The organism is Pelosinus fermentans DSM 17108, from assembly GCF_000271485.2.
Lineage (GTDB): Bacteria > Bacillota > Negativicutes > DSM-13327 > DSM-13327 > Pelosinus > Pelosinus fermentans.
The window spans coordinates 1,509,015-1,532,932 of record NZ_AKVN02000001.1 but is presented as its reverse complement, the minus strand read 5'-3'; the positions used below and the strand labels follow the sequence as shown (position 1 = coordinate 1,532,932).

General features: G+C 44.7%; 17 protein-coding genes. 5 read left to right on the top strand and 12 right to left on the bottom strand.

Annotated elements, in window-relative coordinates; genetic code table 11:
- Positions 1-134 precede the first annotated feature (134 nt).
- Positions 135-1,121 carry a helix-turn-helix transcriptional regulator gene (locus FR7_RS06750; protein WP_007931061.1) on the bottom strand — a complete coding sequence of 329 codons (987 nt, stop codon included), beginning with the start codon at positions 1,119-1,121 and terminating at the stop codon, positions 135-137.
- Positions 1,122-1,395: 274 nt separating this feature from the next.
- Here FR7_RS06750 and FR7_RS06745 point away from each other — a divergent pair, with 274 nt between their 5' ends.
- Complete coding sequence (locus FR7_RS06745) at positions 1,396-3,411, top strand: TonB-dependent siderophore receptor (protein WP_337459438.1); 2,016 nt, start codon at positions 1,396-1,398, stop codon at positions 3,409-3,411.
- Between the two features lie 85 nt (positions 3,412-3,496).
- On the opposite strand, the gene FR7_RS06740 is transcribed toward FR7_RS06745, so the two are convergent.
- Positions 3,497-4,480, bottom strand: a complete 984-nt coding sequence (locus FR7_RS06740; RefSeq protein ID WP_026084553.1) for a helix-turn-helix transcriptional regulator — start codon at positions 4,478-4,480, stop codon at positions 3,497-3,499.
- A 406-nt stretch (positions 4,481-4,886) separates the two neighbouring features.
- Here FR7_RS06740 and FR7_RS06735 point away from each other — a divergent pair, with 406 nt between their 5' ends.
- The gene (locus FR7_RS06735; protein WP_007931065.1) at positions 4,887-7,118 is read left to right on the top strand and encodes a TonB-dependent siderophore receptor; all 2,232 of its coding nucleotides are present in this window, start codon (positions 4,887-4,889) and stop codon (positions 7,116-7,118) included.
- A gap of 105 nt (positions 7,119-7,223) precedes the next feature.
- Here FR7_RS06735 and FR7_RS06730 read toward each other — a convergent pair whose 3' ends face one another.
- Both FR7_RS06730 and FR7_RS06725 read right to left on the bottom strand, forming a co-directional pair.
- A complete protein-coding gene (locus tag FR7_RS06730; protein WP_007931067.1) occupies positions 7,224-8,258 on the bottom strand; it encodes an epoxyqueuosine reductase in 1,035 nt (344 codons plus the stop codon).
- 305 nt (positions 8,259-8,563) lie between these two features.
- Positions 8,564-9,556, bottom strand: coding sequence for a helix-turn-helix transcriptional regulator (locus FR7_RS06725; RefSeq protein ID WP_007931069.1), 993 nt, complete (start codon positions 9,554-9,556; stop codon positions 8,564-8,566).
- A gap of 408 nt (positions 9,557-9,964) precedes the next feature.
- Here FR7_RS06725 and FR7_RS06720 point away from each other — a divergent pair, with 408 nt between their 5' ends.
- Positions 9,965-12,145 carry a TonB-dependent siderophore receptor gene (locus tag FR7_RS06720; RefSeq protein ID WP_007931070.1) on the top strand — a complete coding sequence of 727 codons (2,181 nt, stop codon included), beginning with the start codon at positions 9,965-9,967 and terminating at the stop codon, positions 12,143-12,145.
- Between the two features lie 146 nt (positions 12,146-12,291).
- Here FR7_RS06720 and FR7_RS06715 read toward each other — a convergent pair whose 3' ends face one another.
- The 8 genes from FR7_RS06715 to FR7_RS06680 all read right to left on the bottom strand — a co-directional run bounded on the left by FR7_RS06715 (position 12,292) and on the right by FR7_RS06680 (position 20,613).
- On the bottom strand, positions 12,292-13,053 hold the full coding sequence (locus FR7_RS06715) for a ChaN family lipoprotein (RefSeq protein WP_237714778.1): 762 nt from the start codon (positions 13,051-13,053) through the stop codon (positions 12,292-12,294).
- Between the two features lie 122 nt (positions 13,054-13,175).
- Positions 13,176-15,119, bottom strand: coding sequence for a TonB-dependent receptor plug domain-containing protein (locus tag FR7_RS06710; RefSeq protein ID WP_007931072.1), 1,944 nt, complete (start codon positions 15,117-15,119; stop codon positions 13,176-13,178).
- Between the two features lie 183 nt (positions 15,120-15,302).
- Positions 15,303-16,709 (bottom strand): heme anaerobic degradation radical SAM methyltransferase ChuW/HutW, encoded by a 1,407-nt coding sequence (gene hutW / locus FR7_RS06705; protein ID WP_007931073.1) that lies wholly within the window; start codon positions 16,707-16,709, stop codon positions 15,303-15,305.
- On the bottom strand, positions 16,706-17,254 hold the full coding sequence (locus FR7_RS06700) for a flavodoxin family protein (RefSeq protein ID WP_007931074.1): 549 nt from the start codon (positions 17,252-17,254) through the stop codon (positions 16,706-16,708). The genes hutW and FR7_RS06700 overlap by 4 nt, the downstream gene beginning before the upstream one ends.
- Positions 17,255-17,326: 72 nt before the next feature.
- Entirely contained in the window at positions 17,327-18,133 is an 807-nt protein-coding gene (locus FR7_RS06695) for an ABC transporter ATP-binding protein (protein WP_007931075.1), read from the bottom strand.
- Complete coding sequence (locus tag FR7_RS06690) at positions 18,130-19,134, bottom strand: FecCD family ABC transporter permease (RefSeq protein WP_007931078.1); 1,005 nt, start codon at positions 19,132-19,134, stop codon at positions 18,130-18,132. The genes FR7_RS06695 and FR7_RS06690 overlap by 4 nt, the downstream gene beginning before the upstream one ends.
- Positions 19,131-20,096 carry an ABC transporter substrate-binding protein gene (locus FR7_RS06685; RefSeq protein ID WP_007931086.1) on the bottom strand — a complete coding sequence of 322 codons (966 nt, stop codon included), beginning with the start codon at positions 20,094-20,096 and terminating at the stop codon, positions 19,131-19,133. The genes FR7_RS06690 and FR7_RS06685 overlap by 4 nt, the downstream gene beginning before the upstream one ends.
- A 328-nt stretch (positions 20,097-20,424) precedes the next feature.
- Positions 20,425-20,613: a Com family DNA-binding transcriptional regulator gene (locus FR7_RS06680; protein WP_007931088.1), complete on the bottom strand. Its 189-nt coding sequence runs from the start codon at positions 20,611-20,613 to the stop codon at positions 20,425-20,427.
- 344 nt (positions 20,614-20,957) lie between these two features.
- On the opposite strand from FR7_RS06680, the gene FR7_RS06675 reads away from it, so the two are divergent.
- Together FR7_RS06675 and FR7_RS06670 are read left to right on the top strand one after the other, a co-directional pair.
- Positions 20,958-21,902, top strand: a complete 945-nt coding sequence (locus tag FR7_RS06675; RefSeq protein ID WP_007931089.1) for a helical backbone metal receptor — start codon at positions 20,958-20,960, stop codon at positions 21,900-21,902.
- 764 nt (positions 21,903-22,666) lie between these two features.
- Complete coding sequence (locus FR7_RS06670; protein WP_007931092.1) at positions 22,667-23,917, top strand: TolC family protein; 1,251 nt, start codon at positions 22,667-22,669, stop codon at positions 23,915-23,917.
- Position 23,918: the final 1 nt, after the last annotated feature.

Here is a 23,918-nt window from a genome sequence, read left to right as displayed (position 1 = left end):
AAAGCTTTAAAAAGCCTTTGCGTCTTTTTCTTTTTGCCATGAATCATTTTAAACTTACTAGGTCTCTCATATCCTCTAAAAGCACCTGCAGCACTATTTAGAAGTACTACCTCTTCGGATATCATAACGTACTCTTAAATATTAAACGTCTTCCTGGCATCCCGGGGTGTAAACCCATGCACTCTCTTAAATGCAACGGTAAACTTACTGGGGCTTGCATAACCCAAAAAAGTACTGATATTTTGAACACTCATCTCATCATTGGACAATAAGCGCAGCGCGTAATTCATTTTTTCTTGGCGCACATAATCGGCAATGGTCAACTTATAATATACTTTGAATGCCTGACGCAGCTTAGTTGTGCCCATCCCCGCAATACGAGCCAGCTGCTCTACATTAGGCGGAGACAAAATATCCTTGTCCAGTTCTTCCTTAACCCGCCAAAGGAGTTTGATATTTTGATACGTCAGGTGCTTGGGCCGCTTTGGTGCTATAAACATCTCCGAATAACCTTGATTCTGCACACCACACAGAATGAGCGACAGAATTTCAATGATTTTACTTTCATAATACATAAAGGGTGCAATGGAAATTCGAATTGTATATTTAAGCTGTTCAAAGGCCATCAGAACCTCAGGTGTATTATAAAAGTGGCTTAGCCAGGTTAGGGCATCCTCTACCCTCAGCTCTTCCCCCCGGCCCCGTTCCTTAAGATAGTCAGCAAGAAAATCAGCGAAAATCCAGGTACTGGTATAGCAGATGGTTTCCGAACTGCCAAAAATCACCTTACATGGCTTGCCTTGATTAACCAGTAAGTGAATGCCACGCTGCAGGCGTCTGCTTTTTTTCCCCTGCTCCATAATCGTCACATCACCAGTTGACAGGGAAAACAACCACAAGCCAGGCTGCTCAATCTCATAGATCCGGGTAACCGGCTGATGCAGACTGAAATAAGCATCCGTAACAAACAAGCCGGGCGCAGGATGAACATCAATCAGCCAACTATCACCGTTTTCCGGCGGCAGGATATATTTTATTCCTTTTGTACGATATTTCTTTACAGAACAGCCTAATTGCACTGCCAATTCTCTGTTGCCACTGTAATACTCATTCGTTCCCATGGCCTCTCCCTTTCTACATCAGCAAATGTCAATCGCTGAAATAAATCACCTTATTGTACGGTTACACTGACTCGCTTTTTTTCTTTATCATAACATAATAACTATTTCAAACGAAACAATTCCCAATGCAATATTTCGTTCCTCAATTCCAGGGGACTATACCGTAAAAACGCGGCAGAAGTATATCCATCCCTCAGGATACGAGAAAGAATCGCGCCCAAACCACTTTCCCAGATTCCCCTACCCATCTGCTGGCATGTCTCATAGTCATTGACTGACCAGAAATTGCTTTGCTATAATTAGCCACAAGTTAGCCAGTGCCGGCACCAAAACCGACACACCTCTTGAGGAAACCGCCCGTTCCATCAGCGTGGTTACCAAGGAGCAAATGGATGCCCGCGGTGTTACCGACTTGTTTGATGCCTTAAGTTATACACCGGGATTCAGCGACTCAACTTATAATCGGGATGCTCGACGCTTTACAGCTCAAATCCGTGGCTTCAACAACGATTTTGTTACTCACACGGATGGTCTGCGAATGCTCCAGGGAGCTGGTGTCGCAAATCCCAACTATGATACCTATAGCTTTGAACGAATTGAGGTGCTGCGCGGCCCTGCCGGAATTCTCTACGGCGCTGGAAATCCTGGAGGCATCATCAATCAGGTCTCCAAACGGCCGACCAGTGAACAGCTAAGAGAAATCCAGCTCCAAACAGGCAGCAATAACCTGTTCAGTGGAGCCATTGATCTGGGGGGTACGGTAAATGACCAGGATAATGTACAATTCCGGCTGACCGCCCGCGCCTCTGATGAAAATACATCAATGGACTATGGCAGAGCCGAGAGGCATTTTATCGCTCCCGCCCTGACCTGGAAGCCTGATGATGCCACCAGCCTGACCATCCTGGCACATTACCAGCAAGACGACATCAAGGGCTCATTCGACATCAATCCGTACCGTTACCTGCCAAGTCACGGATTATACAACTACTCCGGCACCGGTTTTTACGGCGAGCCCGGTTATGACCGATACACTCGAAACGATAAGGAAATCGGCTATATTTTTGAACACCGTTTTAACGATACTTGGTCAGTAACCCAAAGCGCCCGTCACTCAGATATTGATGAGGTTTCCAGGATTATTTACGTAGATAGCGTAACTAATGGCATCGCCAGCCGCTCAGCAGAATACATTACTGCCGACTTGAGCGCCAATAGTATTGATACGCACTTTCAAGCCGACTGGTCCAGTGGCGCAGTAAAACATGTTACACTCCTTGGCTTTGATTACCAAAATACCGGCTACGACTATAACTACGCCTGGGGCAGCATAGCAGACCTTGATCTTACTGCCATGAACTACGGCCAGACGGTCACCGATCCAGATTTCACTTTTATGCGAAAATACAAAGTAAAGCAAGCCGGCTGGTATCTCCAGGATCAACTTAAATTTGGACAGAACTGGACAGCAATTATCGGCGGCCGCTATGACCGTTATGACAGTGATATGCTAAACCGCAAAACGAAAGCCCATACCCGCATTAACCAAAATGCCTTTACCGGTCGCCTGGGACTGGTTTATGATGCTGGCAATGGATTATTTCCTTACCTCAGTTATGATGAATCCTTTGAAGGTCAGGCTGGAAACGACCGCTACGGCAAAGCCTTTGACCCGACCACTGGCCGGCAATATGAAGCAGGCGTACAATATACACCGGCAAACAGCAACGCCCGCTTCACTGCCGCAATTTTTGATCTGCGCAAACAAAATGTAGCGACTGCCGACCCACTAAATGCCCCTGGTCAATCTTTTCAAATCCAGACTGGAGAAATTGCCGCCCAGGGACTGGAACTGGAAGCCAGTATTGCGGCTATGAAAGGCTTAAATCTTATCGCCGCCTATACCTACATGCCCAAACATGAAATCACCAAAGACACCGTTGCCGCAAATATTGGCCGCCGGACAGCCAATGTCTCTAAACACAGTGCTTCCCTCTGGCTCGACACTGCCACCCCACGGGATGAGCAGGGAAACGTGGAGCAAGGCTGGAGCTTTGGAGCAGGACTTCGCTACATTGGCTCACGTTACGACTATTCCAATGCCGTCAAGCTGGGCGGCGTGGTACTAACCGACGCCATGGTCCGCTATGACGTCGACGGCTGGCGCTATGCCTTCAATGTGCACAATTTGTTTGACAAAGAATATGTCACCGGCTCCTTTACTAGTGATGGCTATGAATATATCAGCCCAGGCCGCACTTTCCGGCTGACAGCTACGTACAGGTGGTAACCATTACGACAAGCAAATAACTGAGAAAGACATCACAGTTGCTCTGGCAGCTAGTGATGTCTTTTTTGCTAAAGCCAAAGGCCTATTACAAAGTCAGTGACTTCCGAAACTGCTGGGGTGTGAAACCGTGGATTTTTTTAAAAGCTGCCGTAAACCGACTAGGGCATCCATATCCTAGAAAAGTGCTGATATTTTGTACGCTCATGTCGTCATGGGATAACAGCCGCAATGCATAATTCATTTTCTCTTGCCGTACATAGCCATCGATGGTCACGCCATAGTAAGACTTAAACAACTGACGCAGTTTGGTTGTCCCCATTTCGGCAATAGCTGCCAACTGCTTAACTGAAGGCGGCACCAGAATATCCTTATCAATTTCAGTTTTGACCTGCCAGAGAAATTTTTTGTTTTGATAAGTAACGTACTTAGGACGTTCTTTTTGAAAAAACTTTTCCGAATACCCTTCAAACTGAACGCTACTCAAAATGGCGGACAGGATCTCCATAATCTTAACTTCAAAATACATCAGAGGTTTGTCAGTATTTCTGATACCATATTTAAGCTGTTCGAACAGCATAACCAGTTCAGGGGTATTGTAGTAATGGCTTGGCCAGCTTAAAGCATCAGCCAGTGTAAGAGGCTCTTCCCATTCCCTGTCTTTTAGATATTTGGCAATGAAATCAGAGAAAATCCAAGCCGCGGTGTACCAAATGGGCTCTGAACTGCCAAACGTAATTTTAAATGACTGCCCTTGGTTGACCAACAAATGGATGCCGGGTTGCAGCCGTTTGCTTTTCTTGCCCTTTTCTAAGATAGTAACATCACCTCGGGCAAAGGAGCACAGCCATAGACCGGGCTGCTCAATGTCATACACTCTGCTGACCGGCTGTGACAGTGTAAAGTAAACGTTGCTGAGAATCAAACCAGGCTTAGGATGAACATCTACCAGCCAGTTGTCCCTTATTTCCGGGGGCAGCCGATAGACAATTCCATGATTTTGGCTGTCTGTCATGCAGCCCAGCTGCGCCGCCAATTCGCGGTTACCGCTAAAATATTCATTAGTACCCATACCCGCATCCTTTCCACTGCTACGTTTCATCGGCAAAATATGCTTATTCGCGCTGATCCTTATCTTACAATCTATATGTATCATACCATGTTGCTCTTGCAAACTAAATAACTGATACAATAATTTGCTATGCTTAAATTACATAAGATCATGTCAAGAAAACGCAAAAAGATTCTATTAACAGTTCTAAATATGAGAATTTTTCTCGTTTAATCCAGCTTACTTTATTTTTCTACATAGCAATTCATCATCTGTCCAACCGTTGACTAACATAAAATTACCTTGCTATAATTAGCCACAAGTTAGCCAGAGCCGGCTTATCAAAAACTAACTTAGCATTTCAATCAGGAATTTTATTGATAATGATTATTGTTATTATTCTATCACAGAGGGAGTCGAAGAAAGCATGAAGAAATACGTATCCCGGGCAGCGCAAAGAAGCTTGCTCTATACCCTGATTGGCAGCAGCCTGTTCTGGCATCTGCCTGCGCCCGTTTACGCAGCAGATGAAACAAAGGAAACCGCACCGCCAACAGTACATTCTGCTGATGAACAAGCTGCTGAAGCAACTGCAAGTCAGCAGGAATTTAGTCTGGAAGGCGTGGAAGTTACAGCTAATAAAGATGCTGCTGCCGATAAAGGTTATGTCGCTAAACGCAGCAGTGTCGGAACCAAGACTGACACCCCCTTTGAAGAAAGCGCCCGCTCTATTAGCGTCATTACCCAAGAGCAGATGGAAGCCCGCGGCGTAACCGATCTGTTTGACGCTCTAGGCTACACCCCCGGCTTTAGTGACGCCACCTACAATCGGGATTCTCGGTTCTTCAGGGCCAATAGCCGCGGGTTCACCGACTATTCCATTTATACGGATGGCTTGCGCATGTCAGTTGGAGGCTTTTCTAAGTCCAATTACGACCCCTATAGTTTTGAACGCATCGAGGTATTGCGCGGCCCGGCTAGTATTCTCTACGGGGCCAACAGCCCTGGAGGGATTATCAATCAGGTCTCCAAACGCCCCACCAACGAACAACTGCGAGAAATTCAAATCCAAGCCGGCAACGACAACCAGCTTAGTGGAGCCATTGATCTAGGTGGTGAAGTGAATGAAAAAAGCAATGTGCTCTTCCGGCTGACTGCCCGTACTTCCGACGAAGACTTGCCAGAAGACTACAGCAGCGCTAAGCGGCAAATGATCGCCCCTGCTCTGACCTGGAAACCTGACGATGATACCAGCCTGACCCTTCTGGCTCATTACCAGAAAGACGATATCAAAGGCAGCTACGATACCAATCCGTACCGCTACTTACCCGGACACGAGCTATACGGCTACTCCGGTACCGGTTTTTACGGTGATCCGGGCTATGACCGCTTTATCAGAGATGATAAGCAAATCGGCTATATTTTTGAGCACCGCTTTAACGATATCTGGTCGGTAACCCAAAGTGCCCGTCACTCAGACATTTCCGCAGATTTCAAATACCTGTCGATAGACAGCGTAACGGATGGTATCGCCAAACGTACAGCATATTATTCTCAAACCGATCTCAGCTCTAATGTCATTGATACTCACTTTCAGGCGAAATGGTCCAGCGGTGCAGTAGACCATACCACTTTATTAGGCTTTGATTATCAAAATAATGAATATGGCTATATCTGGCGGTCAGGTTTAGCGCCATCTCTTAACCTTAACAGCCTAAACTACGGACAAGGGGTTACGACTCCCACTGCATTAGCCTCCTGGACTTCGGCAGATATCAAAATTAAGCAAACCGGCTTCTATGTCCAGGATCAGCTAAAATTCGGTCAACGCTGGACAGCAATTGCCGGCGGTCGTTACGACCAATTCGACCAAGACACGCGCAATATCAAAACGGATGAACACACTCGCATTGACCAAAGCGCCTTTACCGGTCGCCTAGGACTGGTTTATGATGCTGGCGGCGGGCTGTTCCCTTATATCAGCTATGATGAATCCTTTGAGGGCCAGGCCGGCACAAACCGCCACGGCAAAACCTTTGATCCAACCACTGGCCGCCAATACGAACTGGGCGTGCAATACGCACCGGAAAATAGCAATATCCGCTATAGCGCCGCCATTTTCGACTTGCGCCAGCAAAATGTTTTAACTAGCGATCCATTAAATACATCAAACGAAAGTTTTCAAGTTCAAACTGGCGAAGTCACCGCTCAGGGCCTGGAACTAGAAGCTAATATTGCCGCTCTAAAAGGTCTTAATATTACTGCTGCCTACACCTACATGCCCAAACATAAAGTGACCAAAAACAACGATGCTGCTCTTCTTGGCAAGACCACAGCAAACGTCCCGAGGCACAGTGCCTCCCTCTGGTTCGATACCGCTGCGCCAGAAGCAATGAAAGATGAAAGAAATAAAGGCTGGGGCTTTGGCGCAGGCCTGCGCTATATTGGCTCCCGGTATGATTATTATAATACCGTTACATTAGGCGGCGTCGTACTGACCGATGCCCTAATCCGCTATGACGCCGGCGGCTGGCGCTACGCCCTCAATGTTCACAATGTGTTTGACAAAGAATATGTCATCGGCTCCTGGACCGGTGATAACTATGAAACCGTCAGTCCCGGCCGCACTTTCAGATTGACAGCCACCCGCCGCTGGTAGGTACTTCGCCTTCATTGCATTTTACACTTACGCGTTGATTTCTCAAATGTGTCTGTTTCTGGGACAAGGGACCTGTCCCTTTGTCCCACCAATATTTTTACAGCACTATACTAGTAGATTCATTTTTTTAATTGCCCATTGAGCCATCTCTCTTACCTTTGCATGGCTGTCATTACAAGCACCAACGATATATTCCTTATATTGTTCTTTATAGTTATTTACCATAGCATTGATAGCATTGACTTTCCATTTCCAAACATCCTCTTTATTGATATACCAGAATTTAGCTTGTATTACCTGCTCTAAAAAAGCATAGTCCATTCTTAGAATTTTTTCTAGGGATATATGTTCACTCAATTCCTCTAAAGCTGGAAACTCTTCTGTTCCACTCCAACGATTTTTATTCATAGGACAAACATCTTGGCAAACATCGCACCCATAAACCCAACCTCCTATTTGCCCATTACACTTTTCATGTGATAAGTCCCTACCGCCAAATGTGGTGAGAAATGAAATACATGATGCAGGATTCATCGTATATGGCTGTGCTAAAGAAGCTGTTGGACAGGATTTAACGCACCGATTACAATGCTCAGAGCATGCCTTCACTGTTGGTATTTCGATCAATTCCAACTCCTTGTCAATCAACCAGGCTTCCAAATGTATCCATGACCCTGATTCCGTATAAAAGAAATTATTTCTACGAGCTACGCCAAGTCCTGCTTTTGTTGCTGCCCAGCGTAATGCCGTGACACCAAATTTCCTTTCAGCTTCCGTTTTAAGCCCCATGCCCTGCATATATTCTTCAAATTTCAAGCTATTCTGAAGTTCTTTCGATTGCTCATCTCTTCTACTATCAAACAAATAAGCTTTACCAATCAAACCTTGCAGGTTTTCTGGTACGTGATATTTTCCATATTCACTTATGCAGATAACAATGGATTTTGCCCATGGATACGCATCTTGCAAATGAGCAAAACGATAAAATTTCTCATAAAATTGTTTTGTTTCTGGCATACGCTTCACTCGCTCATTAAGCTTCTCTTCATAACCAGACATAGCAGAGATCTTAATAATGCCACACTTTTCATAGCCCATATTCAGTGCTGTACTTTTTATTTCCGATGCTAATCGATTCATTTATTCAACGCCCTTTCCATTAGTTGTTATACCTATTCATTTTACATTTCCATTTTTATAATCACATCTTAATCTTAAGTATTGAACCTTAAGTGTATATACACCAAAAAATCATTGTGTGTATATACACACATTATAATCGTCCTACCTACAATGTGTCAAGTATAATGAAAGCTTATTGCATTTTACACTTTTACCTTTATTTTTCAAATATGTCTCTGTCCATTTGGGACAAGGACCTGTCCCATACATGCTGCTGCATGCACTCCATCTTTTTTTCTTTATCAAATTAATATTTAGTACCATTAGATTAGAAATGATTTTCTGACCTCACTAGGAGTAACATGATAGACTTTCTTAAAGGCCAGCGCAAACTTGCTGGCACTCTCATAGCCAACGGTTGCAGCAATATTACTGATGCTCAAATCGTCAACGGACAGCAGCCGCAGCGCATGCTTTAGTTTTTCCTGCCTAATATATTCGGCAATGGTGATTCCGTACCAGAGCTTAAAGCTTTGCCGCAGCTTGGTTGCCCCCATTTCGGCAAGGACAATAAGCTGCTCCATGGAAGGCGGCTGGAGGATATTCTTATCTAGCTCTTCTTTAACCTTCCAGATATATTTTCTGTTTTGATACGTCAGATGTTTCTGGTTGCGGTTTTTCTTCAAGTAGTCTTCCCATAAATGCGGGTATTGCATATTACGCACAATGAGAGACAACAGTTCCCCCAGCTTACTTTCATAATACATAAACGGCGGTGGAGCGTCTCCATTGCGGATCGCATATTTCAGCTGCTCAAACACCATGACAACATCGGGAGTATTGTATTGAAACGGCTTCCAGCAGGCTGCTTCAGCCAGATAAAAAGGTGACTCCAGCGGGTGAGCCTTTAGATAACGACCAAGACAATCATGAAACACCAGCATGCTAGTATACCACATCGGCTGTTCGGTTCCATAAATAATCTTGAACGGCTTTCCCTGATTGACCAGTACATGAATGCCTGGTTCCAGTTTGCGTGTTTTTTTACCATTCTCGACAATGGTGATATCGCCACTGGCTACTGACCACAACCATAAACCCGGCTGCTCCATTTGGTATTCCCTAACCACCGGCTCCAGCAGGGTAAAGTAAGCATCGGTAAAAAACAGACCAGCCGCCGGATGAATATCAACCAGCCAGCTATTGCCGTTTTGCGGCGGCAGCCCATAAAGTACGCCATTGCCAAAGCCTCTTGTGCTGCAGCTCAGCTGCCCGGCCAGTCCAGCATTTCCTGTCAAATACTCATTTGTATCCACTGTCCGCCTCCCTTCTTTCAGTCTTCTGCTATTATCGCTCACAGTATCTTACTGTTATTACTTATGATAGCATGAATTTTGTCTAAACAGAACTAGTCCAAGCTCCATATCCCTGTCCTAAATTGACATAAGGCTGCACATTCTATTCGCAAAAATTCCTCCTTTTACCCTCGGTCCGTTGATAACAGTTCTCTATTTGTCTCATGACAACCCACTTCTTAAACCTCTGTAACCCGTCATTATCAGGCGTTGACGCCACTGGAACTGCCTTGCTATAATGTGCCCAGGCTAGTCATCAAGAATTTGTTAAGTTGGCTAACTTGTTATTTATAAGTGATATTGATTATTCTTATCGATATTACTTTCGGAATTATTCACTATATAATACAATAGCAAAGGATTGATGGTATGAAAAAAACCTCCCGTACCCGAAAAAGCCTGCTCTATGCCTTACTGAGCAGCAGCTTGCTCTGGCACTTGCCTATGACCGCTAACGCAGCGGATGAAGTGGCCTCAACTCCAGAACAAACTGCTGCAGAGACAGACAGCAGTCAACGTGAATTTATCCTGGAAGGCATCGAAGTGACGGATGAACGACTCAAGGAAGAAGGCTATATCGCCAAGCACAGCACGATTGGCACTAAGACCGACACCCCTTTAAGCGAAACTGCCCAATCCATCAGCATCATCACCCGGGAGCAAATGAACAACCGCGGCGTTACCAACTTTGCCGAAGCCCTGGGGTATACCCCGGGAGTGACGTCTTTATTTCATTCCGGGGAGGGACAAACCTATGGATTAAACATCCGCGGCTTTAGTTATGACGGCGCCTATAACAATGGTTCCAGCCGCCTAGGCAGCTACTACGCCAGTGATTTTGATATGTACAGCCTGGAGCGGGTCGAAGTGCTGCGCGGTCCGGCCTCAATCCTCTATGGCGCAGGCAGCCCCGGGGGCATCATCAACAATGTTTCCAAACGACCGACAACCGAACCGCTGAGAGAGATTCAACTGCAGACCGGCAGCAGTGACAAGTTTAGCGGTGCTTTGGATCTTGGCGGTCCGTTAACCGAGGATGGCAAACTGCTGTTTCGTCTGACGGCGCTGAAATCCAAAGAAGACTTGTACACCGATTCCAGCACAAAAGAGCATTCTTTTATCGCCCCAGCCCTGACCTGGAAACCTGCTGAAAACACCAGCCTGACTTTATTGAGCTATTTTAATAAAGATGATTTAAAAGGAACTACGGAAGAATTGTACAGAAGAAACTATTTGCCTGGCAGCTCCTTTTATGGCTCGGGTATTTCCAGCAAGACTTATTTTGGTGAGGGGGATTTTGACCGCGCCATTCGAAACCAAAGCCAAATCGGCTATATCTTAGAACACAAAATCAATGATATCTGGTCTATGACCCAAACTGCCAGTCATTTTCATACCTCAATGACCCAGCGAGGAGTAACGGCAGATTCTCTGGACTCCGCTAACCAAACGATCAGCCGATCCACCAAGGCAACCGGCAGATACGGCAGTTCTGATTCCATCGACACTAACTTTCAGGCCAAATGGTCCAGCGGCGCAGTCACCCATACCACCCTGCTGGGATTTGATTATCAGGAAGGCGAATACAACTGGCGCTGGGGCGGCGGATCAGCCCCAGACCTGGATTTATCTACTATGAATTACGGACAAGCCATCACCATGCCCGCTTATTCTTATATTACCGCAGGTAAAACCAAGCAAAATGGTTATTACCTGCAGGACCAGCTTAAATTCGGCGGAAGATGGACCGCTGTGCTGGGCGGACGCTATGACCGCTATGATAATATTTTCAGAAACGTCTCCAACGGCACCACTACCATTACCGATCAGAACGCTTTTACCGGGCGCGCCGGTATCGTCTATGACGCCGGTAATGGCGTAATGCCTTATATCAGTTACAACGAATCCTTTGAAGGTCAGGGCGGCAGCGACCGGCATGGGAAGGCTTTCAAACCAACTACTGGACAACAATATGAGCTTGGCGTGCAGTATGAGCCGAAGAAGATGAATGCCCGTTTTACGGCAGCGATCTTTGATCTGCGCAAGCAAAATGTCCTCACCACCGACCCTGTAGATACCTTTTTTCAAATACAAACCGGCGAAGTGGCTTCTAAAGGTCTGGAACTGGAAGCCAACATGCAGGCTTTCAAAGGAGTCAACCTGACTCTGGCCTATACTTTACTCAATAATAAAATCACTAAAGACAGCGATGCAGCCAAAGTCGGCCGCCGCACGGAAAACGTACCCCGACACAGCGCCTCTCTATGGCTGGACACGGTAAAACCCGGTGATACAGCAGAAGGCTGGAGCTTCGGCGGCGGGCTGCGTTATATCGGTTCCCGCTACAACTACTATAACACCCGCAAATTTGGCGGCTCCGTCTTAACTGATGCCATGGTTCGTTATGATACCAATGGCTGGCGCTATGCCCTCAATGTCACGAATGTCTTCGACAAGCAGTATGTCGTCTCATCTGCCGACTATTGGGCTTATTATGATTCCGTCGATACCGGGCGTAAAGTCACACTGACTGCCACGTATCGCTGGTAAGAAAACTGCCAGGTTTAGACAAAAGTACTAAAACGCCAGGGATACCGTAACGGTATCCCTGGCGTTTTACTTTCCCCTAGTCAAACTTCACCAACCTATTCGTTTTATTGGCCGCTTATGCCTGCCATACGCTTCCAATTCTCAGATTAAAGTGTTGTTCGTTTAACAAATACCACGATGTCGCCGTCTGCCTGCAGATTCCTGGCCTTGGCTGATCCGTCCTCAAAGTCATCCACAAGGACAGGTGTGATAACCAGAATTCTCAAACCCGGTTCCAGCGCCTGGAGTTTCTCGACGACGCCCAGCCGATAGCGGCCATGGAAATCCCCCTGGTAATGGATGATTTTCCTATCAGGGTAACGGTGGTGATGCTCTACAATGCTTTCGGCCATAGTATCATCCTTTAGGCACTGAGCGCGATAAAATGCCTCCATTTGCTCTTTGGGCATAGCCTTTACGGACTGCATCTGTGCAAAGAAGCGCTGCTTGTATTCGCCGTCAGGAGCGCGGTGAACTGCAGGCAGATACTGCCGCATCGTTTCTTCAACCCCTTCCAGTGAACCCTGTCTCGCATAGTGCGAGGCCATCGGTCGGGGAATGTTGGCCGCAAGCACTTGCAGTCCTTCCTTTTTAGCAAACTCGACTAAGGGCCGGTAATCACTCTGGTAGTTTGGCCAGGGACGGGACTGGGCTAAGAAAGCAGTTTCGGTTATGTCACTGGCCAGATAGTCATTCAGCGGTTGCTGCACATCACGCTCAAACATTTCCAGGGAGACGGCCAGCGTGGAGTGTTGGGCATAAACAGTTCGCAGCAACTCCTCTTCCAGACGATGAAGGACTTGATTGTCGTGGTATTCGCCGAATATCACGACATTGTAATCCCGTACTAGCTGACTGACATCATCCACTGACACAGTCTTCCCGGAAACGGTCTCATAGCACTGGTAAACAGCTGAATTCGCTTCTGCCAGAACAGAAAAAAACGTCATCCATATGGCAATAAACAGTATAATGGATCTCATTATTAGCTTCATATTGTTATATTCATGCCAAATCTCCACAAACGGCCTTCGAGGATCAGTGCATCGATTTTTTTATCGAGAATATTATCAATACCAAAATAGGAGTCATATTTATCATTCCATTTTTTGTTGATCACAAAGTTTAACGTATTATAGTTGTAATCAGTCTCAACATAGCGGTAATCACGCACCCATTCATGCCATAGAATACCACTGATTCCCGTATCTTGAATATCATCATAATGCAGCTGCAGGGAATACCTGTTTTTTGCCCTGCTGCTCAGGCGTTCATGGGTTTTGGAATTTTCAGCGTCCAGATAATTATAAGCAGATTTCAGCGTAAATTTATCATTCAGATGCCTTCCAGCTTCAAGTTCAATGCCTCTTATCTTAGCTTTATCAATATTGATGTATTTGGAATTATAAACCATCCCAGTCCCAGGAATATAACTCATTGTGTCGTTTGTTCCAATCAGGTCGGTAACATCGTTATAAAAGTAGGTTACTTTTCCAAAATCACTTCCTCTTTCTCCTTCGAAGCTTATATCATAATTAGTCGATTTTTCCGGTTTTAAATCTGGATTACCAGCAACAATAACAGTCATGTTGGGTATCGGGCGATGAGTCATTTGCATATATAACTCACTGACACTGGGTGCTTTAAACCCTTTCCCAAAATTCGCCTTAAAACGATAATTATTATCCATTTTGTAAGTCATACCAATTTTAGGACTAAAATCATCGCCAAATTTATTACTGTTATCATACCGCAGGGATGGAATAATTAACAGTTTGTTATTAACAGTCCATTCATCTTGTACATAGGCAGCCTGATATTTTATTTCTTTTTCTGATATGGGTTTGCTTATTCCATGCTCAATAATCGTAGAAGCATGATCACCATTGTCTTCCAGCCGGGTCCCACGATATTCAGATGACCGGTATTCACCACCAAATGTCAGTACATGTTCATCATCCAATTTCACCGTATTTTTCCCATCAACTACCCAGGTTTTATACTTTGCTCTGTCAAAATCACTATAGGTTCCACCTTCAAGCAATGTATCATTATTTTTTTCCAGCTGATTAAAATAAGTCCGCAGTTCATAATTCCCTCGTGAATTGATACCACGATAATTGATACCGTAGGAATTTCTCGTATTGGTATAATAATCTCTGCTGCCATCAGTAAATCCTGATTTCAAATGTTCACTCATTCTTTCATAAAAGACATCCAGGTTCTTACCTTCCGACATATCGTATGTTCCACTGATATTATAGAACTGGCGCGGTCCATACATATTCGTACTATCTGTTCGTGTCCTCTCTTTAATCTCAGTAAAAAGTGTATCAACTACCCATGACCATTTCCCTTCTTTACCTAAGTCAAAGCGGAAGGAAGCGTTCTGTTGCTTGCTGCTGTTCGACAAACCCACGGTAGTCTGTGGCTTTTCCGATTTACGCATAATAATATTGATGACGCCGCCCAAAGCATCTGATCCATAAAGAGAACTAACGGGTCCCCGTACGATTTCGATCCGTTCCACATTATTAATATTAATCCGGTTTAATTCGTAATAATTCATGGTTGATCCCGTATCTTCCCCTGCCATACGTCGACCATCAATCAAAATTAGGGACTGGTTCGTGTTCATACCACGCAAACTAACCTGATTACCTGTCATTCCCGCTTCAGAAAGATTTAAGTTCATGGCCAGCTTCAATGCCGCTACTACACTGTCAGCACCCATGGTTTCGATATCCTGCCGGGTAATGACCTCAACACTGGCTGGTATATCCTTCACATTCTGCTTGGTCCGGGTGGCAGTAACCACTACCTCACTAAACTGGTAAGGTTCCTCCTCAGCGTAAGCCGGCAGACTCAATACCGCCATAATACCGAAACTTAATAACGCCACTTTGCCTTTTCTCCGATTTTGTCTCATTTTCATATACTATCTTCCTTTCTTATATTGTAGTAAAATCGACAACTTTATCACTTTATCTATGAGCTAACTTGAGTTCATAATCGACTCCTTTCATTAACTTAAGTTATTGGTAACAGAAAATAGCAAAGCTCCATGCGGTAATAAACCGTCATGGAGCTCACAGGCTCTCTAAAAAGGACCCGGCAACTAGCCTTGGGCCGCTATAGGCTGCACTTCCACCGAATGTTCACCATCTAGCAGAGCATGCAAGCATTCTAATACTGACTGGGCGATATTCATATACCAAAACTGACCAGCTACCGTCAGTCGAGCTACTGATGGACCAAATTCAAGAAGCCCACGCCCTTGCCAAATCTCCAGTAATGATTCTAATTCCAAAACAGCAGGTCCATAGCAGGCTGCTAAGGCACTAAGTTGTAAATAGCCGCGCTCGAGTTGTCCAATAACCATATTGTGCAAACCACTGTCGGCTGGCTGCAGCAGCATGCCAGCAACTGGTTTATGACCTTGCTCAATACTTTTAATATAGTTACCGACATCCCGATTTAAAAACATAGCCACACCGCCAATATTACCGCCGGCACCGGCGCCAAAGGGAATTACACTGTGACCAGCCTTCGTGAGGGTATTGTATATACTTCGCTCGCGATTGGTCTTCCTCCAGTGGCAAATACTGAGCCGTGAAAATACATGGGCTGACAGTTCCGCTTCGGCCGCAGCAAACATTCGAGCCTGCTGGGCCGTTGTAGCTGCCGGCGGCAGCTTACCGGAATTGATGGCCTGCTGCAAGGCACTGTCTTCATAAATGTTTAACTGATATAAATCCATTCCATCAATGGCTGCCGTTTTCAATAGGTTGATATCATTGGCCCAAACCTGGTTAGTCTGGTTCGGCAGACCATAAATCAAATCAATAATAACGGCAGCCTGATTATAACTGGTTAGCAGTTCCAGCCTCTTAAGAATCGTCTGCGTATCATCCAGCCGGCCAACCCCTCGCCGTACTTCTGGATTGAAGGACTGAACACCGATAGATACGCGATTTACCCCATGATCCAGCCAAGCTTCCATTTTATCTGGAACTAAGTCGTTAACCCTCCCTTCTAGTGTTAATTCATAATCATTGGCTAGGGGCAAACAGTCCCGGATAGCATCCAGCAGCCTGGCAACCTGCTGAGGTGCCAGAGTACTGGGAGTCCCACCGCCGATAAATACGGCATTAACCGGTCTACTGGACAAATAAGGACTATCTCTGCTCATCTGCAGTTCTTTAATTAAATGATCAATATAAACGGCTTCCAGCTCTGCCGCTGAATAGTTTTGAAAAAAACCGCAATATAGACAACGATGCCGGCAAAAGGGAATATGGATATATGCTACACGTTGCTCTGGTTCTGGCTTTTGCTCCAGTAAAGACTGCCATGTCGCCTGCCATTCTACCGGCATGATCGGTTTTCCTCTGACGCCGGCATGAACGACCCGGCGTTTTACAAAGGCTTCTACCAGCGACTCTTCGGCTGCTGTGCCAACGGTCAAGGCATATTGCTCTGGGCTCATGTTTGCCAGAATTTGCTTTAGTCTACTTCCCCTCAAGAGGCAGTCACCTCACCTTTTTCCTGCCCTGCAACTCGATTCAAGCTATTTTTTATATCTGCAAAAATAGCCTGAGCTGCCTCTAGATCGCTGGCATCAGGATGGCTGGCAGCTTTCTTATAGCGTTCCATCCGTTCTGGGGTAGCAGCATGAGGATGATTTCCCGGCATGTTTTTAAATTGTTCAATTAGCTTCGGATCTATTTTCCCCTGGCATATAAAAGTTCCCACCAATTGATTGCTGGCATCCAGGAATGCAGCTGCATTTTTGAGACTGCTGGCAGCATGCTCTGAATCAGGATAGGCCCCTAATGTAGCAAATAAAGCAACTGGTTTATCCTGAATGGTCTTGAGATACTCCTGGGCCTTCTTATCGGCTGTTCCTTTATCAACCCAAAAGCCGACTATCACAAAATCATAGTCTGTCGGCGCGGGTGCCATTTCAACTGGAAACAAGGCGGCCTTTTCACCAAAAACTTCATAGATCGCTTCTGCCACTTTTTTGGTATTGCCCGTAAGACTGGAATAAACAACTAACGTTTGCATAGAAAAACCTCCCTATTTTTTAAAAATCCTATTTTACAACTGTGCTATTATTCATATACAGTCAGTGCATAATCATGCCTTCTGCTTCAGGCAGCTGTCATGAGGAAAACAGACAAGATGCGAACTCCCTCCTTGCTCAATCGTCATAATCGTTGTTTCGACTCCGTATAAAGCCCGTAAATTTTCTACAGTAAATACTTCTTCCACTGGCCCATCCGCAAATAGCAGACCGTCTTTGACCGCAATCATACGCTGGCTAAAGCGAGCTGCATGGTTTAAATCATGCAGAACCATAATAACGGTAATCTGCATATCCTGATGCAGTTTGCGAACCAGCTTCATTAATTCCAGTTGGTGATGAATATCCAGATAGGTTGTCGGTTCATCTAATAAAAGCAAGCGAGGCTCCTGGGCCAGGGCCATAGCCAGCCAAGCCCGCTGCCTTTCCCCTCCCGACAAACTGTCCAGCCGCCGGTGCAGCATTTGCCGGATACCAGTGGCTTCCAGTACCGCTGCCATACACTCTTGATCATTACTGTCCAATTTTTCAAACATTTTTTTATAAGGCATACGACCATAAGCCACCAGATCATAAACTGTCATGTCTCCTGGCGCATGTACTGTCTGAGGCAGTATCGCCATGATTTTAGCTACCTGTACCGGTTGCAATTGATGAATATCCTTGCCATCCAGCAATACGCAGCCAGCCAAAGGACTCAATATTCGGCTTAATGCTTTCAATAAGGTGGATTTTCCTGATCCGTTTGGTCCAATAATTGAGATGATTTCCGGTTTATCGATTACAATATCCATTTCTGGAATGATTACCTTGCTGCCATAGCCAAGTTTAATAGACTGGGCTTCAATGGTATGACTCATCGCCGCATCCCCTTTCGCAGTAAATAAATAAAGAACGGAGCTCCTAAAAAAGCCATAAAAATTCCTACTGGTACTTCCACCGGACTGAATATGGTACGGGCGACGGTATCCGCAGCCACTACAATCGTAGCTCCCAGTACGGCTGCACAGGGCATCAGATACTCAAAATCCGAACCGACCAACATGCGGGCAATATGAGGGATGATAAGTCCAACAAAGCCTAAGAGACCTGCCACGCTGACTGCCGAAGCTGCCAGCAAGGCTGCCAAAACAACCAGGAAAAATCGTGCTTTTTCCACTCTGATTCCCAAACCTTTGGCAACTTCATCACCTAACTGCAATGCATTTAAATGACGGTAAGAAAGCATAGTCCCTAAAACTCCGATCAAGCTGTAAGGCAGAATCATCTGCACATGATTCCAGCTGCGCCCCTGAAATCCCCCAGCCATCCAGTTGACCGTCCCCTGCACTTTATCGGAGTGAAAGACCATAAGAGCACTCATGCCGCCGCCAAAGAAGGCAGCCAGGGCCACACCGGCTAAGATCAGCCTAAGAGGCTGTATCCCCCGATCCCAGGACAATAAAAACACGATTCCAGCAGCCAGCAGCGCTCCAACAAAAGCAGCCGCCGGCACCAATGCCATAAGCCCAGGCCATAAAATCATTACAGACATAGCTGCCAGACCAGCTCCCGCGGATACTCCAATAATTCCAGGGTCGGCTAAAGGATTGCGCAGCACCCCTTGCAGGATGCAGCCGGCCAAAGCTAAATTGATCCCGGTTAACGCACCAACCAATACCCGGGGTACCCTGATATTATAGATAATTTGATAAGCTTCATTGCTGGCCGGAGCAATAAATACATTCCAGATATCATAAGCACTAAAAGGTACAGTTCCCACTCTGATCCCCCAAAATAAGGCGGCCACCAGCGCAACCAGTCCGATTATACTGATCCCCGTTCGCCAAGTCCCACGAGGGTCGATTGCAACTTCTCTCATTGCTTCGCCACCTCCGGATATAAAAACCCAGCTAAAACAGTCAAGGCCTCACCCACCTGCGTACCAGGATTTACAGCAAATAAACGATAGGGCAACTGATGAACTTGATTGGATTTGACGGCCTTTAGCCCCCGCCATGCAGGATGATTAGTCAATTCATTGCGAAACTTCTCATTGATTTTTTCATCAGAACTATGGGTAATCAAAAAAACCATATCCGGATTTTGCTTTGCAACATATTCCATGCTTAATGGTACATAGCCCATTTGCCCACCACCGTCATCTCCCTGATCAGCAATATTAACCGCTCCCAGACGTTTCAGCAAATCGCCGCTAAAGCTGCGGGATGTTGCCATATTAAAGCTTTCCGGCGATCCCCATACAACAACTACTGTAGGAGCCACACGATCTTTATTATGATTCATTATCTCTTCGTAGCGTGACTGAATCTGGTTGATTTGTGCGTCTGCCTGATCCGGTTTTCCTGTTAGATCACCATAAAAACGCAGTGTATCGATAATTTGCTGATAGTTTTCAAGGGATTGCAGGAGAATGGGAATTCCCGCTTTATCTAATACTGGAATCAAATTATGATGAAACGGCATGTTAACTCCTAAAATTAAATCAGGCTTCAGCGCTATAATCTGCTCAATATTAGGATTAGGCGTAATGCCAACAGTCGGAACCTGCTGGACAGCATCCTTAACAGCCTGTGGCAAAGCCTCTGTAGTGGGACGTCCAACTACTTTCCCGCCGACTGCATAAAATAGTTCCAGATTCGAAGCATTTAAAACAATCACCCGCTGGGGCTGTCGGGGGATTTCCACCTGTCTGCCAGCACTGTCAGTTACACCATACCGGGCTGATAACTGATTTACCACCGGTTCTGACTGCCCTCTAAACAAGAAAAAACCACTGACAGCCAATAATAAAACGATTATTCCTCCAGTCATTCTATTCATATTTACACCTCACTTCTTTATTTTCACGAGCATGGCTCTTACTATCCCGGGTCTATTTATGCCATACGTTATAAATCACTGCATCACCTCATTTAATAAGCAACTGTGAATTCAGCTGCTGTTATTTTTAAAATAAATGAAAGCTCCGTGCGTATTACTACTGGCACGGAGCTCTTGGCTCTCTAATCGGTTATCTTGCTAACCATTTGTATTGTGTTGTTTCGTACAGAACCACCAAATGCTATTATTGTTCTATAGTATATTGATAATAATTATCAAAGTCAATATCTTTTTTTAAGAATATAACAATGTTCTCATCAACTCCAGCTTACCTGCTGCAAACGTTCATTCTGGTTTCTTGTTTACAACCACCTATACACTGAATTGTGCCGCATCGTGAGCATTTAATCTCCATATCTTCAACGATTCCACGAAATAATAAGCGATTACATTGACCACAGCGTACTTCCGGCCACTTTGGTTTCGCATATCGCAAGTCTTTATCCTTTATCTCCATGTACATCACTCCAAATTATACGATCTTAAAATCAACTTCTGTAAGTTGCGGCATTCATTTTCCCCTATAGCAGGAGAAGGAAGGATTTACCTTTACTATTTAGTATATTGATAATCATTATCAAAGTCAATTTATTTTTATAAAAATATATATTGGGGCAATCACCCTGCCCTTCACTTCTGCACAAGTGATTCTTGACAAAATTACATTCATTTTCTATAATGAGAACAATAATCATTATAGAAAATGAATGTAAGCAAAGAGAGCCCAGAGCTCCGTGATGAAATCGTATTTCGCACGGAGTTTTTTATTTATATATTAATTGCTGCTAATGGAGGAATATCATGAAACTACATCATAACATGATAAATAACACTGGTTCAAATGAATGCCGTTGTTCGAAATGCAACAGGCTGCTATTCAAAGGACAGGTAAAGTATATTGAAATTCAGTGTCCAAAATGCAGTTTAATACAAACAATTAGAAAGGGCAGATCGCTGCGGCTTATCGCTCTTAACGCTTCTAATGTTGATTTATATTATGCCGTTGGCGGGGAATTAGTCGGTCGCCCCAGTACTATGGCTCTGTCATCGGATCTGATGGAAAAAATTAAAGATGTGCCATCTGTTGGCGAGACACCAACTCCCAACCTTGATCAAATTATCGCTTTGAAACCTGACTTAGTTTTGACTACTGATATTCATTTGCGTCAGCCAATCCTCACCTCATTAGAAAAAGCAGGTATTTTAGTATACCTTCAAAGATTGAATAATTACCAGCAGATTAGCCAAACCCTGCGCTTTTATGGTGAATTGACAGATCATTCGCGGCAAGCATATCAAGTGATTCATCGTTTGGACAGCAAATTGCAGCAGGTCCAAGCAAAAAGCAAAAATAAACCCTCTCCAAAAGTCCTCGTTGTCTGGGGATCTGCTGAAAGTTTTCATATGGCGCTGCCAAACAGTTTTATCGGCGATCTTCTCTGCCGCCTCAATGCAAAGAATGTTGTCCAGAGCGTAGGCGGTGGCAATCCCCTGGGATATGCTCCCCTCAGTCTCGATATTGCGCTCCAGACCAATCCAGACCTGATCCTGCTCATTACTCACAGCTATGATACTAAGGTCAGCGACCAAATTCGCAATGAATTGGCACTTCACCCTAGCTGGAGAAAGTTAAAAGCTGTACAGGAAAATCGGGTCTACCAATTGCCATATTGCCTGTTTGCTGTTAACCCCGGCAGCCGGGTGGATGAAGCCATTGACTATCTGTCCAATTTATTATATCAATAACTTGGCAGGGCTCATTAGAATGAACTTACCGCAACCCAGCTGGGTAAAACCACCCAAAACGAATCACTGGAAACTTAAATTTGCAAAATGCTTCTATATAAATAGAATAGCAATCCGTCATACCTCTTGGATCACAAAGTGAATACAAATCGACATACTAAAGTGCACTTGTAACTGATGACTGGAATAATCGAACCGTTATAAGCATAGTATATGGATAATATTTCAAGTTATATACTAACCCAAATTGATTTAAAAATGCTCCTTTTTAACAAAATAATTACTACTTAAACACCTTCAAATATGAGATTGGTTCTCACGTTATGGCAATTGCAACTATTTTTTCAACCTCTGATAATTAAGTTCTATAGTGATTGACATTTATAAAAACTTCTTGCTATAATGGTTTTCAACACAAGTTAATTATCATAAAATAATACAGTTTAACTCGTGCTTACGATTTGCCATTTAGATGTATCGAGAATGATTATTTATATCAAATATCATTCCTGCTAATCTAACCAATTTTTTAAAAAACGTAAAGGAGTTGAATTAGACGATCGTGTCGGCGGATACACCGCTGATAAGTGCAGATAGGCTCACTCCAGTTGAGTTAATACTGTGCTTTGAAAAGAACACTAGTCATTTTGTCAGATGTGGAATATCTTTTTAAATTCAATCATAGTTTGGCATATTTGCTCCCCTGCTAGCTATGCCATACCTCCATACTGGTGGCATACTAAAATGTAAGGAGACAGCAATGTATGAACTTTCGTCGGACTTTTTTCTGTGCCGGCATCACTCTTCTTTGCTGGAGCGCACCAAACTGGGGCTATACCGCCCCTCTTGCCCTCACCCTTCCTGAGAGCATACACTTGGCGCTAACCCGCAGTCATGCAGTAAAAATAGCGGAGCTAGATGCGGCCAAAGCCTCCTTGGAAATCAAGAAAAATAAGTCTACTTATTGGCCTACCGTCAGTATGACCCATGAGCAGACCCAAATTGAAAAATCACCTAAGCCGGAATACGGCAACTACTTGACAGCCAAACTTCCTTTGTCTGATGGAGGTAGAACCAAAAGCTTGGTAATGCAGTCACAAGAGTTTTATGAGGGAACTGCTGATAATCTGGAACATACCAAGCAGCAGGTAACTGCTAGTACAATGCTGGCTTATTACAATGCATTGCAAGCTAAGAACCGCGAAGATCTAGCGAAATTGGCTGTAGAAAACCTGACCCAGCATTTGACACAAATCAAACTTCAGGATGCTACGAAAAATGACTTTAAAAGAAATGTACAGCGAACTGAAGCGAAACTGGCACAAGCCCGGCAAAATTACATTCGTATACATAATGAGCGCCAGTTAGTCACTAGTCAGCTAATAAGCCTTCTCCAGCTTAAGCCAGATCAGGAATTGACGTTGTCGGAAATACCGGGACAGTCTGCCCCTGAAACCTTGGATCTTGCCATCCAGGCCGCATTACGCCAGCGCAATGATTTAAAGCAAGCCCGCAAAGAACAGAACGTAGCTCAATGGGGTATAAAAGTCGCTGCCAGCAACAAGCGTCCTAATGTTTACTTACTCTTTGTCGCCAGTGACCTGTGGCTGCCAGAACAGTATTGGTACACCACTGTTAGTGTATCCACTAACTTGTTTGATGCTGGTCGAGCTAATATAGAAGTTCGCCAGGCCAGCTTAGAAGAAGCGAAAGCGCAAGAGTGCCTGGAACAGAAAATTGAGAAAATCACTCAAGAAACCAGAGAAGCGTTCTATTACTTTCAACAAGCTGATACTGCAATGAAGGAAACTGCTCAATTCCTTGGTAAAGCCACAGAGGATTATGAAACCGCTATTGCGGAGTTCCAATCTGAAAAAGCCAATAATGAGGATGTTCTAAATTTCTATAGTATACTGGCCGAGGCTAAAGCCAGCAATGTGAATGCCCTCTATGATTACCACAAATGCCGGGTAAAACTACTGCAAGCTACTGGTATGCTGCCTGTTTCATGGTAAG